General features: G+C 73.1%; 8 protein-coding genes and 2 pseudogenes. 5 read left to right on the top strand and 5 right to left on the bottom strand.

Annotated elements, in window-relative coordinates:
* Positions 1–97, top strand: a pseudogene (locus tag ACF07V_RS31645) (ABC transporter permease); the annotation flags it as partial.
* A gap of 77 nt (positions 98–174) precedes the next feature.
* On the opposite strand, the pseudogene ACF07V_RS31640 reads toward ACF07V_RS31645, so the two are convergent.
* From ACF07V_RS31640 to ACF07V_RS31620, 5 genes and pseudogenes are all read right to left on the bottom strand, one after another.
* A pseudogene (locus ACF07V_RS31640) lies at positions 175–564 on the bottom strand (amino acid permease); the annotation flags it as partial.
* A 225-nt stretch (positions 565–789) separates the two neighbouring features.
* Positions 790–3570 (bottom strand): Ig-like domain repeat protein, encoded by a 2781-nt coding sequence (locus ACF07V_RS31635; RefSeq protein ID WP_392159121.1) that lies wholly within the window; start codon positions 3568–3570, stop codon positions 790–792.
* Positions 3571–3766: 196 nt separating this feature from the next.
* Positions 3767–4168, bottom strand: coding sequence for a hypothetical protein (locus ACF07V_RS31630; protein ID WP_392159120.1), 402 nt, complete (start codon positions 4166–4168; stop codon positions 3767–3769).
* Between the two features lie 140 nt (positions 4169–4308).
* Entirely contained in the window at positions 4309–5781 is a 1473-nt protein-coding gene (locus ACF07V_RS31625; RefSeq protein WP_392159119.1) for a chlorohydrolase family protein, read from the bottom strand.
* A gap of 371 nt (positions 5782–6152) precedes the next feature.
* The gene (locus tag ACF07V_RS31620; RefSeq protein ID WP_392159118.1) at positions 6153–7277 is read right to left on the bottom strand and encodes a LacI family DNA-binding transcriptional regulator; all 1125 of its coding nucleotides are present in this window, start codon (positions 7275–7277) and stop codon (positions 6153–6155) included.
* 177 nt (positions 7278–7454) lie between these two features.
* Between ACF07V_RS31620 and ACF07V_RS31615 the strand changes: the two genes are divergently transcribed.
* From ACF07V_RS31615 to ACF07V_RS31600, 4 genes are read left to right on the top strand one after another with little or no spacing between them, the layout of a single operon-like run.
* Positions 7455–8810: a M60 family metallopeptidase gene (locus ACF07V_RS31615; protein WP_392159117.1), complete on the top strand. Its 1356-nt coding sequence runs from the start codon at positions 7455–7457 to the stop codon at positions 8808–8810.
* 21 nt (positions 8811–8831) lie between these two features.
* Complete coding sequence (locus tag ACF07V_RS31610) at positions 8832–11222, top strand: polysaccharide lyase 8 family protein (protein WP_392159116.1); 2391 nt, start codon at positions 8832–8834, stop codon at positions 11220–11222.
* Between the two features lie 52 nt (positions 11223–11274).
* Complete coding sequence (locus ACF07V_RS31605) at positions 11275–13176, top strand: DUF2264 domain-containing protein (protein WP_392159115.1); 1902 nt, start codon at positions 11275–11277, stop codon at positions 13174–13176.
* 26 nt (positions 13177–13202) lie between these two features.
* Positions 13203–14804, top strand: a complete 1602-nt coding sequence (locus tag ACF07V_RS31600; RefSeq protein ID WP_392159114.1) for a hypothetical protein — start codon at positions 13203–13205, stop codon at positions 14802–14804.
* The last annotated feature ends 178 nt before the right edge of the window (positions 14805–14982 follow it).

The raw sequence follows: 14982 nt of genomic DNA, 5'->3' as shown, positions 1-14982 counted from the left end.
CGGCCACAACGGCTGGCTCGCCCTCGCCTGGTGCCTCGCCCTCGCCACCCTCGGCTACTTCTGGTCCAAGGCGGTGTTCAACCGGGACCCCAAGTAGGCGCGCCGTCAACCGGGCGGGCGGCGTAGGCCGCCCGCCCGGCGACGTCGTGGTCAGCAGCGGAAGCGGAGCCGGTCGCCGGCGGTCACGGCCACGGCGACGTTCAGGACGTCGTCGAGGACGAGGGAGCCGGCGGCGACGAGGCTGGTGCGGCGGCCGAGGTGCGCCCTGGCCACCGCGTAGGATCCGCCGCCGTCCGGGAAGGCGGCGATGACGTGGCGGTACGAGGCCACGAGGACGGCCAGGAGGCCGGCGATGGCCAGCGTGACCGGGAGGGTGAAGCCGAGGCCGTGTCCGCCGACGGCCGCGAGGACGAGGACGAAGGCCTCGGGTCCGTACGCCACGGAGGCCATCCCGTCGAGCGACAGCGCGGCGAGACCGGTGACGGCCGTCAGCCGGTGACGGCCGGGATCCGGGGGTTCCTCGACGGCGGGCGTGGCGCTGTTCTCGGTGGTCAGAGCGGACATGGGGGTGAGCTCCTTCGTGCTCGGGGTCCGCTCGGGGTGTCCCCCGGTCACGGTGGCTCCCGCCGCTCCTGGCACGTTCCTGACGCCGGGCGCCGCGCTCCTCACGCCTTCTTGACGCGAGCCACGGCTCCGTCGGGCCGAGCCGTGAGGAGGTGGCCGCCCCGCGGTGAAGGCCGCCACCCGTGCCTGTGGGTGGCGGCCTTCAGGGGTGCTGTCGCCGTACGGCTAGAGGGCGGAGCACTGCCCGCGACGGGTGCCCGTCACGGTGTTGGGGACGCCCCGGTTGCTCGGCGGGGGCACGTTGCGCGCGCAGCTGAGCGATCCGCCGATGGTGTTGCCGACGATCGCGGCCCGGTTGTCGATCGGGAACGGTCCGCTGCCCGTGGTGCCGTTCACCTGGACGGAGCCGCGGATGTCGTTGGAGACGAGCTCGGCGCCCGAGGTGTTGTCGGACAGCTGTACGCCTCCGGTGATCCGGTTGGCCGCGCAGCCGTCGTCACCGGGGTCGCCGAGGAGGACGAATCCGGTGGCGCGGGCGACGGCGACGGATCCGTCGATCAGGCTGTCGCAGATGGCGAACAGGGTGCCCCGCGTCGACAGGACGCTGCCGTTGACGGTCGAGTTGCCGATGAACAGGGCGCCCTGCGCGATGCCGTGGACCGTGCCGCCCACGTTCGCGTCGATGATGCAGGTGCTCTCACGGCTGGCGAACACGTCCCGGGGGTAGTCGCCGGTGATGGTCCGGGTGCAGGTCACCGTCTGCGTGAGGGTCGCGGGGTCGCCGGCCAGGTAGTTGCCGTCACCGCTGTACTGGGCGGTGACGGTGTGGCTGCCGGGCAGCAGGTTCGCGTGGGTGAGCTGCGCCCGCGCGCAGTTCGTACCGCCGCCGGGGCTCAGTGTCCCGGTGCCGAGGAGGGTGGTGCCGTCCCGGAAGGCGACCGTGCCCGTCGGCGCCGAGGTGGGGCTGGTGCTGGCGCCGCTCGGGCAGACGACGGCCGTGAAGGTCACCGGCTGTCCGTACGAGGACGGATTGGCGCCGGAGGTGAGCGTGGTGACGGTCGGTGCCTTGCTCACCGTCTGGGTGAGGGCGGCGGCGGTGCTGCCCACGAAGTCGGTGGTGCCGCTGTAGGTGGCGTCGACGGTGTGGTCGCCGACGCCGAGCGTGGCGATCGGGTCGGAGGTCGCCGATCCCGTGGTCGTGTCGACCGGTACGGCTCCGCCGAGGGCGTTGCCGTCGACCTTGAAGCTCGCGGTGCCGCCGTCCGGGACGGGCCGGACGGCCGCGGTGAACGTCACCGGCTGGCCGTACACCGACGGGTTGGCCGAGGACGACAGGGAGGTCTCGGTGACCTGCGGGATGCTGAAGAACAGGGCGTGGATCGGCGGCGATCCGACGGGGTCGCGGCCGCCGGTGTGGCCGGGGAAGGCGCCGTAGAAGGTGTTCCCGACGGCCTTCAGCTGCTGGTAGTCGCCGAGGACGCGCTGCCGGGCGCAGCTGAGGTTCGGCGGGTTCGGGTTCGGCGGCTGCGGGCGGGTGTCGCAGCCGGTCTGGTCCGTCTGGGGTGACGAGAAGGTCTGCAGGAGGGTGTCGGTGAACGTGGCGCCGTGGTCGGTGCTGCGGGCCAGGTGTGCGGAGAACACCGGGAATCCGGCGGTGTTGGTGCCGTCGAAGGTGTCGTACAGGACGCCGATGGTGCCGTTGTCGAGGATCGCGACGGACGGCAGTGCCGCGTCGGTCGACGCCGAGATGTTCACCGCCCCGCCGATGTTCAGACCGCCGGAGCCGTTGGGGGTGAGCCGGCGCATCCGCAGCTGGTTGTTGCCGGTGGCGGTGTCGGCGCCGTACGCGACGTACACGTCACCGTTGCCGGGGTCGACGGCCGCGTGGTTGTTGCCGCCGAGCAGGGCGTTCACGCCGCCGAACTTGAAGCCGAGGCCCTGGTCGCTGTTCTCGGCGGCGACGACGATGCCGTTGGTGTCGCCGTTGAGGGTCCAGGTCTGGCCGTTGTCCGTCGACCGGTTGAGCCGCCAGTTGACGCTGACGGGCTGGTTGCGGAGCACGCTGTTGGTCTGGTTCGTGCCGGTCGAGGTCTGGTACAGCGCGTACATCGTGCCGTTGCGCGGGTCCTTGGCCAGCCGCAGGGCCCCGTTGGTGACCAGGGGGCTCATGGTGCCGGCGATGTTGTCCCGGCTGACCGCGGCGGGCTGGGAGGCGGCCGCGCCGTCGTAGACGGCCACCCGTGCGTCCGGGGCGCCGCCGAAGTCCTGCAGGCCGACGTAGACGTTGTCCTGGGCGGCGTTCGCGGTGTCCCGGTTGACCAGCATCCACGGCTGGTCGGTCCCGGTGCGGGTGCCGCTCGTGGCCTGGGTGGGCGGGTTGCCGAACCAGCGCCAGTGCGTCGCGTCCGTCGGGTCGTCCGTCGATCCGGTCACCACATGGGAGGTGGCGCAGAACGCGGCCGTCGTGGTGGCGGAGCTGCAGGTGAGGAACGAGCCGTGGAGGTTGCCGTTGCGGTCGAAGTCGACGGTCTGGTCGTTGGGGCCGTTCGTCGTGTCGGTGAGGCCGTGGAAGGGGATGGTGGCGCGGTTCGTCCAGGTGATGCCGCCGTCGAGGGAGTGGAGCAGATCCGCGTTGCTGCCGCCGACTCCCGACCAGGACCCGTTGAACCGGGTGATGACGATCTCTTTGGGGTCGGCCGGGTTGATCGCGATGGACGTTTCGTTGCCGCCGCCGCTGGAAGCCGACGCCGACGCGTCGATGACGGCGACTCCGGGGGTGGCCTGCGCGACCAGTCGGGCGGGGCCGGTGCTCTTCGGACGGGGCAGCTTGGTGAGGTCCGTCGGGCTGCTGAGCAGGTGCCGGTCGGCCGGGGCGGGTGCGGGAGGGGGTGTGTGCGCCCACGCCTGGAGGGGGGCCGTCAGCCCCAGGGTGAGAGTGGCGGCGAGTACGCGGCCCAGGACCGATCGGGACCGTCTGATGCCGGGGCGAGCCGGTGCATCGTTCACGCGCGGATCTCCTCGTCGGGAGGTCGGGTGGTATCGAGACGAGCAGCAGCGTGATCACCGAGCGTGAGGTGCGCCAGACGCGGAGCGTCGCAGACACTCCTTCGCCGGAGAACTGCACCCTTTCGGTCGAGTGTGGGCGGACGGCCGCCACTCGCGCGGCCGTCACTCGGGCGGCTCCCACTCAGGCGGACGTCGCTCAGGCGGACGCGACGGTCAGGGTCACGGAGACGGTTTCACCCGCCCGTACGCGTACCTGCGCGGCGGCGCCGAAGATGTCCTCCGTGATCCGGTACGTGCCCGGCGGCAGATCGAACCGGAAGCCGCCGTCGGGCGGCGCGCTGACCGTGCTCGCCACCACGCGGCCGTGCTCGTCCCGCGCCCGCACCGGGTCCCCGTTCACCGGCACGCGGGCCGTGTCCGAGCCGTCCGTCGCGCCTCCGCCGGACCTCGGGTCCCGGCCGGGCGGCCGTACGACCGTGCCGCGTACGGTCCCGGTGCTCTGCTCCGCCCCCGGGCCGCAGCCCACCATTGCCGCGGCCGCGAGCAGCAGCCCGAACATCACCAGCGCCTTGGCGCCCCGGCCGACCCGCGCGTCCATCGCGTTCACCTCCGCCGGCAGGTATGCCCCGCGGAGGGGCTGCCGTCTCCTTCAGTGGATGCGCGGGCGGAGGAGCGCTTCGGCGCGGTCCCCGTGCGAGACGGTGACGGGCTCGGGCGGTGGAGGGGCGGCGGGACCGGTCACGCTCCCGCCCGGAAGGGCGGGAAGGCGGGCGGGAACAGCGTGTCGGCGTCCCGGCGCAGGGTGTCGCGTTCGCCGTACGCCGCCCGCATCTTGTCGAACAGGTCCTGTGCCCGTTCCTGCAGGGCTGCCAGGTCCACTCCGGGGATGCCGCGGTCGAGGAGGACGGGGCGGCCGGCGACGACGGAGTCCGTGGCCTGCCGTGCGGTGCCGCTGAGCAGGAAGGTGCGGACGGGGTCGTCCTGCACGCCGTCGCGGATGTCGCCGAGTCGGAAGGCGACGAGATCCGCCTGGGCGCCTGCCTGGAGCCGGCCCAGGTCGGTGCGGCCCAGGGCGCGGGCTCCGCCGAGCGTGGCGGCCTCGACGTACCGCTCGACCGGGGCCGCGTCCATCCGGCCGTCGACGACCTTGGCGAGGTGGACGCCGAGGTCCATGCCGCGGATCAGGTCGGGCGGGAAGGAGTCGGTGCCGAGGCAGATGTTGATGCCGGCCTGCCGGTAGGCGCCGAAGGAGTGCAGGACGTCCCCGTAGCGCAGGGAGGTCAGGGGGCAGTGCACGACGGACACCCCGGCGCGGGCCAGCGCGGCCAGATCGCCCCGGTCCTCGCCGTGCACATCGGGGTGCCGGTCGACGAGCACGGTGTGCGGTACGAGCAGCCGGGTGCCGAACAGGCCCGTACTGCCGATCAGTTCGAGGGGTGTCTTCCCGTGCCGGTCGCGGACCAGGTCCCGCTCCAGGGTGCCCTGGAGGGCGTGCAGGCGTACGAGGACGTCGCGTCGGCGGGCCGTGGCGGCCGTCTCGCGCAGCAGTTCCTCGGTGAGGGTCTCGATGCGGCAGGGCAGCAGTACGCCGGTCAGCAGCGGGTCGGCGAGCTTGTCGAGGTGGTCGAGGAACCGGACGGCGTCGCGCAGGCCGGCGCGGCCCCGGTCCTCGTCGAAGGCCACGCCCCGGCTGCCGTCGGGCAGCGTCACGTTGACACCGGAGCGGTAGGCGGGGCCGAGGTAGCCGCGGAGCCCGAGCCGGCGCGAGGTCTCGGCCATGGCCACGAGCTCGTCGTACGGCTCGGCCCAGGCGCTGTGGACCTCGGAGGCGATCGGCATGTAGGTGGTGACGCCGTGCAGCGCGAGCTGCACGAGGGCGTACTCGCGGATCGTGTGCCGCTCCTCGGGTGTGAACACGTCGTGCCGGCGGTGGGTGAAGTAGTCCAGGGACCACTGGAGTCCACGGCCGCGTTCGGGGTCGGACCAGGAGTCGAGCACGAGGTGGTCGATGTCGGTGAGCGCGTCGAGGTCGATCAGACCCGGCATGACGAGGGAGTGCCCGAGGTCGCGGTCCTCGTCGAGCGGGCCGTCGTAGTGGGGGCCGACGTACACGAGGGCGTCGTCCTCCCACACCACCTCGCCGTCCCGCAGCAGTGCGTGACCGCCGTCCTGGTGGGCGAGTACGTGGCGGGCGCGCCAACGGGTGCGCATACGACCTCCTGGGGCTCATGACCGGGCCGCCATCGTAGGCCTTGGTATACGGAATGGAAGATGGCACCTTCTCAATGGGGCCAAGCCCCGTTGATGACGCACTCCTTTGGTATGCCATCCCGACCATCCCCTCCCCCGAATACCGAAGGGCCGACGTGCCGGATCCGCACGAGTCGCCGATCCGTACGCACCACCGCACCGCGGCCGTGAAGACCGGGCCGCCTCCCGCGACCGGGCCGACCTGCTGCTCGTGGACGGCGGGACCCCCACCAGTGCCGTGATGGACCGCGGCACCGACCGCACCGTCCTGCACGACGGAGTCGTCGTCGCCGACCGGACGGAGCTGGTGGGCCGGCGGCCGTGACGGTCCCTCAGTGACTCCGCGGGCGCCGGGCGCCCCCGCGCGCGCGGCCGGTCCTCGGCGGGGCCACCGAGTCACGGACGACGATGTGCGTCCCCAGCCGGTGGGGGCCCGAGACCGGCGCCTGCCAGGCGTCGTCGTCCTCGTCCGCCGGGGTGGCCAGCCGTACGGCCTGACGCCCCATCTCCTCCAGGGGGATGTGCACGGTGGTCAGCCGCGGACGCATCTCCTGGGCGACGGGCACGTCGTCGTACCCGACGAGGGAGACGTCCTCGGGAACGCGGAGGCCCGCCTCCTCCAGCGCCTGCGCCGCGCCGGCCGCCACGATGTCGTTCGCCGCGAAGATCGCCGTGAAGTCGGGCCCCTCGGCGAGGAGTTCGAGGGTCCTGCGGTAGCCGAAGGCCCTGCTGAAGGCGCCGGTGTGCACGAGGGCCTCGTCCGACGGGACGCCGCGCAGGTCGAGCGCCCGCCGGTAGCCGGCCAGACGGTCCAGCGTGGTCGACACGGCGGGCGGACCCCCGAGGTAGAGGATCCGCCGGTGGCCCTGGGTCAGCAGGTGGTCGGTGATGGCGAAGGCCCCGCCCTCGTTGTCGTACTCCACGACCGCCGCGGGCACCTTTCCGCCGAGCGACGGCCGGCCGCACAGCACCAGGGACGACCCTCCGGCGTGCAGCTCCTCCGCCCGGCGGGTGAGTTCGGCCGTGTAGGCGCGGTCGACGACGCTGCCCCCGACCAGGACGACGACGTCGGCGCGCTGCTCGTGCAGGAGGTCGACGAAGGCCAGCTCGCGCTTGGCGTCGCCCTGCGTGCAGCAGACCAGGCACAGCCGTCCGGTGCGGGCCGCCTCGCGCTCGACGCCCCGCGCGATGTACGCGAAGAACGGGTCGACGATCTCGCTGACGATGATCCCCACGGTGCGATTGGAGGTGCCGGCGAGCGCCCGCGCGTGCGCGTTCACCACATAGCCGAGCTCCCGCATCGCGCCCTCGACCCGGTCGCGGGTCTCCTCCGCCACCGGATAGTTGCGGTTGAGCACCCGAGACACCGTCGCCGTCGACACACCGGCGCGTGCGGCCACGTCCCTGATGGTTGCGCGCCGCGGCTCCCCCGCCGGCTGCTGTCGGCTCCCCTTCATCGGTCCCGCCTCTCTGTGTGCGCCTCGGCGGAGAGCGTTTACTGCTCGATGCTCCGGCAACTCCCGTACTGCATCGTAGTAAATCTTAGAAACTCCGGCCCTCCTCTTGCCTGGCACAGAAAACGCTTACATCCTGTCGGGCAGTCTGTTCAGGCCCTCCGTCCCCGAGGAGACCGGATGCCCCACCGCCCCGCTGTCGACCGTCGTTCCGTCCTCACGGGCCTGGCCGGCGCCGGCGCGGCCGCCCTCCTGGGCACCGCCCCGGCCCACGCCGCCACCGCCCCGGAACAAGCCCAGGCCGCTCCCGCCGGCCTGCCCGTGACCGTCACCGTGACCGCGCGACCAGACGCGGAGAGCGAGCGGCTCCGCCTCGCCCAGGCGCTGCGCGGCAGCGAGTTCACCGCGACCGGTCTGTACGTCCCGCCGGGCGCCGAGCTCGGCCTCAACGTGCTGCCGTACGACGAACTCGTGCCGACGCTGTGGATCGGCCTGTGGGACAACTACGGCACCATCACCGCGCCGCGCTCCTATCCGCTCAAGCCCGGCGCCAACACCGTCACCGACCCGCACGGCGGCCCCGTCTACCTGACCCTGGCCGGTGAGGGGCAGCGCGCCGCCGTCATGTTCCGGTCCGGGGCGGTGCCGATGGCCACGCTCGACCTGGGCCGCACCACCGAGGCCGAGTACCAGGCCGCACTCGACGCGCTCACGGACGTCCCGTACGTCGAGCTGACCGCGCCGCACACGATCCTCACCCTCACCCGCGAGGGCGCGCTGCTCCACCGCGACCAGGACCACGAGGCGCTGCTGCGGCTCCTGGAGACCGTCATCGACTCGCACGCGGCGATCAGCGGCCTCGACGGATCCGCGCCGGTGCACCGCCGCAAGGCCGGCCCCTACCACTTCACCGAGGTCTCCCGGGTCCCCACCGGGGTCGGCGCCTACGCCACCCACGGCTACAACGGCTTCCCGCGCGCCTATCTCGACCGGCTCACCACCGTCGAGGGCCTGCGCACCCGGGGCTGGGGTCTGTACCACGAGCTCGGGCACCTCCATCAGCAGATGGCGTACAAGCCCAGCGGTCTCACCGAAGTGACCGTGAACATCTACTCCCTGGCGGCGCAGCGCACCCTGGGCCAGCCGTCGAACCTGCTCACCGTCAACGCCACCACCGGCCTCAACCCCTTCCAGTCGGCGCGGGCGAAGTTCGGCAGCGCGGGCCTCGCCTACGAGAAGTCCTTCTCCGCGTACGAGAAGCTCGTCCCTCTGCGTCAGCTGGAGCTGGCGTTCGGCGAGGACTTCTGGCCGCGTCTGCACCGGCTGGTCCGCGAGGAGAACCCGCAGTCCGACTGGACGGAGACGGCCAAGCGGTACCGCGCGCTGGCGACGTACTCCAGCCGGGTCGCCGGCCGCGACCTCACCACGTTCTTCCTCGACCGCTGGGCGTTCCCGGTCGACGCCGCCGGCAGGGCCGAGATCGCCGCCCTGAACCTGCCCGCGCCCACCGTCGACCCGAGCACCCTGACCGACTGACGCCTGTCCGGGAGGACGACCGTGACCGACTTCAAGACCCGCAGACGCACCCTGCTCGCCGCCGGCATCGGCGCCCTCCTCCTCCCGGTCACCACCGGGACGGGCGCCGCCCACGCCGACCCCGCTCCCCCGGCGCCCGACCCCTTCGCCGCCCTGCGGGCCCGCGCGGCGGAGCTGGCCACCGGCGGCGCCATCGACCCCCTCGACCCGGTGTACGCCACCGCGCTGACGTCCCTGAACGCCTCGGCGTCGGCGCAGTGGGAGGCCCTGGACCGGAGCACCGCCCGCACGGCCCTCTGGACGGACCTCGCGCCCGTCGCCGCACCGTCCAACTTCGCCCTCTCGTACGGTCGGCTGCTCACCCTGGCCACCGCCTGGGCCACTCCGGGTGCCGTGCTGCACGGCGACGAGGAGGTCGCGGCGGCGGTCGTCGAGGCGCTGGGTTTCCTCTTCGACCGGGCCTACAATCCCGCGAAGCCGGAGTCCGGCAACTGGTGGTTCTGGGAGATCGGCGCGCCGCGCAGCCTCATGGACGTGTGCGTCCTGCTCCACGACCGCATCGCTCCCGGGCGGATCGCGGACTACTGCGCCGTCGTGGACCGGTTCTGCGCGAATCCCGACCGTCGCACCAACCTGCCCAGCCTCGCCGAGACCGGCGCCAACCGGGCCGACAAGGCGGCGATCGTCGCACTGCGCGGCATCGTCGGGGGCAGTGCCGACAAGCTCGCCCTGGCCCGTGACGGGCTGTCCGACACCCGCGACGCGGGCCGGAACAGCCTGTTCCGGTACGTTGCCTCGGGCGACGGCTTCTACCCCGACGGCTCGTTCGTCCAGCACGACTACGTCGCCTACACCGGCACCTACGGCAACGTCCTGCTCAGCAGGGTCGCCTACCTCACGGCGCTGCTCGCCGACTCGGAGTGGCGCATCACCGACACCGGCGTCTCCGTGATCCACGAGGCCGTCGAGCGGAGTTTCGCCGCCGTCACCTTCGACGGGCTGATGATGGACGCGGTACGAGGCCGGGCGATCTCCCGGAACCGGGAGCGGGACTTCCACACCGGCGCCGGCACGACCTCCAACATGCTGCTCCTCGCCATGGGCGCGCCCCCGCAGCATGCCGCCCGATGGCGTGCGATCGCCAAGGGCTGGATCGAGCGCAACACCACGACGCCCTACCTCCCGCTCCTCGGCATCGCCGCGACCCGCCGGGCGAGCGCCGTCCTCACCGACCCGGCGATCCCGGCCGCCCCGCCCGCCGTCGGTCACACGGTCTTCGCCGACATGGACCGGATCGTGCACCGCCGCCCGGGATGGACGCTGGCCCTCAGCCTGTCGTCGAAGCGGATCGCCGCTTACGAGGCGGGCAACGGCGAGAACCTGCACGGCTGGTACACCGGCGACGGGATGACGTACCTGTACGACGCCGATCGCGCCCAGTACTCCGACGACTTCTGGCCCACCGTCGACCCGTACCGGCTGCCCGGGACCACCGTGGACACGCGGCCGCGCGCCGACGCGGGCAGCGCGCCGGGGACGAGCACGTACCGGCCCGCCAACGCCGTCGCCGGCGGGGCCGTCCTCGACGGCCGCTACGGGGCCGCCGCGATGGAGCTGATCGGGAACGGCAGCACACTGCGGGCCCGCAAGGCGTGGTTCTGCCTGGACGACGCGGTGGTCGCGCTCGGGGCCGGGATCACGGCCTCCGACGGCCGCGCGGTCGAGACCGTCGTCGAGAACCGCAATCTGCACGCCGGAGGCGCGAACCGGCTCACCGTCGACGGGCGGGACGTGACCGGCACCCTCGTCCCCGGAGCGCGCTGGGCCCACCTGGAGGGCGTGGGCGGCTACGTCTTCCCCGGCGGGGCCGACGTACACGCCCTGCGCGAGGATCGCACCGGCGCCTGGAGCGACATCAACACCGGTGCGGACACCGGAGGTTCGGACGAGACGACCACCCGGCGCTATGCGACGCTCTGGTTCGACCACGGCGTCTCGCCGGCCGGCGCGGGCTACGCCTACGTGCTGCTGCCCGGCTTCGGCGCGGCCCGTACCGCCTCCTGGGCGGCGTCCCGCCCGGTGGAGGTCGTCGCCAACACCCCCGCGGCACAGGCGATCCAGGTGCGTGCGCTCGGGCTGATCGCCGTGCACTTCTGGGCCGCGGGCACCGCCGCCGGGATCACCGCGAGCGGCCCCGGCACGGTCCTGCTCCGGCGACGCGACGACGGCGTGTCCGTGGCGGTCGCCGACCCGGGCCGCACGGGCGGCACGCTCACCGTCGAACTGCCGTGGCCGGTAGAGGGCGTGCGGAGCGCCGACGACACGGTCACGGTCGCCCCCGGCCGCCGCCCGGTCCTGACCGTCCGGGTGGGCGGCTCGCGCGGACACACGCACGCCGCCGAACTGTACTGACCTCCGAGGCCCGTTCCCACGCAGCCGCCCCGACCAGGAAGTGAGGGGTTCCATGCCCGCGCCCCATGTGTCCCTGCCGCCCACCGACCGGATGCTCTCGCCGCGCACCGGGTGGACCCGCGCCCACTGGGAGGCGGTGGCCGACGCCCTGCTCGCGGGCGTGGCGCCGTACGCCACGCCCGGCTTCGCCCAGTACCGGCTGCCGGGCCGGGCCAGTTGGTCGGGGATCGTCTGCGACGGTCTCGAAGGCTACGCGCGCACGTTCCTGCTCGCGGCCTTCCGCATCGCCGGGGCGGGCGGCGACGCGGATCCCCGGCTCGTCGAGCGGTACGCGGCGGGGCTCGCGGCCGGGACCGATCCGGCGTCCGGGGAGGCCTGGCCACGGCTCACGGACTGCTCGCAGCAGATGGTCGAGGCCGCGTCGATCGCGATCGGCCTGCACGAGACCCGGCCCTGGATCTGGGACCGGCTGGATCACCGGGTCCAGGAGCGGGTCGCCGACTGGTTCTCCGGCTTCGTCGGCGGCCGGACCTGGGACAACAACTGGCGGCTCTTCCAGGTCGTCTCCGAGCAGTTCCTCGCCTCCGTCGGGGCCCCGTACGACCAGACGGACATCGACGGCGGACTGGACCGGATCGAGGACTGGTACCTCGGCGACGGCTGGTACACCGACGGCGACGGCCAAAACTTCGACTACTACAACGGCTGGGCCCTGCACCTGTACCCGCTGCTGTGGGCACGGATCGCCGGAGACGAGGACGGTGGCCGGGCGAAGGTCTACAAGGAGCGCCTCACCGCCTTCCTCCGCGACCATGTGCACTTCTTCGGCGGCGACGGCGCGCCCGTGCACCACGGCCGCTCGCTGGCGTACCGGTACGCCGCCCTCGCGCCGGTCTGGATGGGCGCGCTGACCGGGGCCACCCCGTACGCGCCCGGACTGACGCGGCGTCTGGCATCCGGTGCCGTACGGCACTTCACCGAGCGGGGCGTCCCCGACGAGCGCGGGCTGCTCCCGCTGGGCTGGTACGACACCTTCCTGCCCGGCACCCAGCCGTACTCGGGACCCGCCTCGCCGTACTGGGCGAGCAAGGGCTTCCTCGGGCTGCTGCTGCCGGCCGACCACGAGGTGTGGACGGCACGGGAGCTGCCCCTGCCCGTCGAGGGGGACGATCAGTACACGGCCCTGCCGGTGCCGGGCTGGCTGCTGCACGGCACCCGGCACGACGGGATCGTCCGGCTGGTCAACCACGGCAGCGACCACCATCCGCCCGAGCCCGCGGAGGTCTCGGCCGATCCGCACTACGCGGCCCTCGCCTACTCCACCCACACGGCGCCGCAGAGCGCCCCGCACGCCTGGGAGCGGGCGGTCGACAACCACATCGCCCTGGTCGACGCCGACGGCGCCGTCAGCCGCCGGGTCCGCATCCACCCCCTCGGCGCCTCGGAACGCCGGGCCTCCTCGTGGCACGCGGCCCGGCTCCCCGGCGACGACACCGCGTACCGCATCGAGACGACCTCGCTGCTGCACGGGCCGTGGGAGGTCCGGGTGCACCGCGTCGAGGCACCGCCCGGTGTCACCGTGCGCGAAGGGGGGCACGCGGTCGCCGGGACGGAGCGGCCGGCCGGGCACACCGGACCGCACTGGGCCACGGCCCGCCGGCCCGACGGCCTGACCAGCGCGGTCGTCGGTCTGTACGGGTGGGACGAGACGGCCGCCGTGGCCCGCGACGTCGAGGCCAACGCCTTCGGCCCGCACTCGGCGGTCCCGTACGTCCGGTCCGCCGCCCACCCGGGAGGGCGCAGCGTCCACGTGACCCTGGTGGTCCTCTCGGGCGACGCCGTCCATCCCCGGGAACTCCGCGAGGCCGTCCGGGTCGCGGTCCTCGACGGCGACGGCACGGACACCGCCGCCGTGACCATCCGCTTCCCGGACGGGACCGAACTGCACGCCTGACATCGACAGCAAGCGATGGAGGAGAGATGACACGTTCGTCCGTACGACGGCGCGCCGCCCGGCCCGCCGCCCTCATGACCGCGATCGTCGCGCTCGGGGCGCTGGTCTCGTACGCGCCGGCGACGGCCGCGCCGCCGGTCCGGCAGGCCGAGGCCGAGGCCGCGGGCTACTCGCTCGTCGGCAACAGGTACAAGGCGGACGCGGGAGCGGGGAACTGCCTGCGCGCGTTCAGCGGCACCAACACCGTCGAGGTGGGCGCCTGCACCCCGGGCGCCGGCGAGTACACCTCCATGCGGCAGTGGCAGGCGGTGGACCAGGGCAACGGCTACGTCCTCCTGCAGAACAAGTACAAGGCCGACGCCGGAGCGGGGAACTGCCTGCGCGCGTTCAGCGGCACCAACACCGTCGAGGTGGGCGCCTGCACCCCGGCCGCCGGCGAATACACCTCCATGCGCCTGTGGAAGGCGGTCGACCAGGGCAACGGCTACGTCCAGCTGCAGAACAAGTACAAGGCCGACGCCGGAGCGGGGAACTGCCTGCGCACCTTCAGCGGCGGCAGCATCGTCCAGACCGGCGCCTGCGCCCCCGCCGCGGGCGAGTACACCTCCATGCGGCTGTGGGACGGCGACACGTTCCGCTCCGGCTGGCCGGTCCGTCCCGTAACCGGGCAGAAGCGGGCCCTGGTGATGGCGACCCACTGGAACGACGCCACCCCCGCCGATCCGGCCGCGGTGCTCCAGGCGACGCTGGGCGACGCGTACCCCTCGCTCCGCTCGTACCTCCAGGAGGTGTCCGGAGGCGCGCTCGACCTCAGGGGCGACCTGCTCGCCGACGTCGACCTGGGCACGCGCCCGGCCACGTGCGACACGACGGCGATCCGGAGCTCGGCCGAAGCCGCCGCGCTCGCACGGGGCGTCGACCCGGACACGTACGACTACCTCTTCATCGACATCTCCCGCCACTCGGGCTGCGCCTTCGAGGGCCTCGCCTCCATGCCGGGGAACTGGATCATCTCGAACGGCGTGGGCCACAAGACCTGGATGTGGACGCACGAGTTCGGCCGCAACCTCGGCTTCCAGCACTCCGACACGCTCAGGGCCTGCCCCACCGCCGGAAGCATCACCCGGGTGACCACGGCCTGCACGGTCGGCGGCGGCGCGGATCCCACGGACACCATGGGTGGCGGCGGCATGCACCTCTACCCCGTCGACTACCGGCACTTCGCCGGCTGGGTGCCGGACACCCAGGTCGTGAAGGTCGAGTCGAGCGGCAGCCGGCAGCTGGGCGTGCTCGGGGAGAGCGGGATCCAGGAGTACCGGATCGCGCGCGGTGACGGCAGCTACCTGTCGCTGGAGTACCGCCGCGCCACACCCCCGTACGACGACTACCTCTCGACCGACCCGCTGGTCAACGGCGTGATCGTCCGCATCGTCACCACCGGCGGCACCGTCCACAACCGGCTCGTGGACACGACGCCCGCCACGACGACGACGGCCGACGCCCCGCTCACCGCGGGCATGACGCTCGCCGACGAGATCGCCGGCGCGGCGGTGACGGTCTGCTCGGTGGGAGCCCAGGGTGCGGACCTCCGGGTCTCCGTCGGCGGAACGACACCGCCCGGCTGCTGACGTGCGCCCGGGGAGGCCTCGGCGGCCGGGGCCTCCCTCCCCCGTCAATGCAGTTGCTTGAGGCGGTCCCGGTCCTTGAAGCCGGGGCTGCCGTGTATCGCGGACGTTTCGACAATCCCCTACGCCACCACAACAGTCTTCCGTCTTCAGTGGAGGCACGGACCGCAGCAGACCTGCG

It is taken from the genome of Streptomyces sp. NPDC015661 (genome assembly GCF_043077765.1).
Taxonomy (GTDB): Bacteria; Actinomycetota; Actinomycetes; order Streptomycetales; family Streptomycetaceae; genus Streptomyces.
Note: the sequence above shows the minus strand (reverse complement) of the source record. Positions and strands in the feature narration are given on the sequence as shown.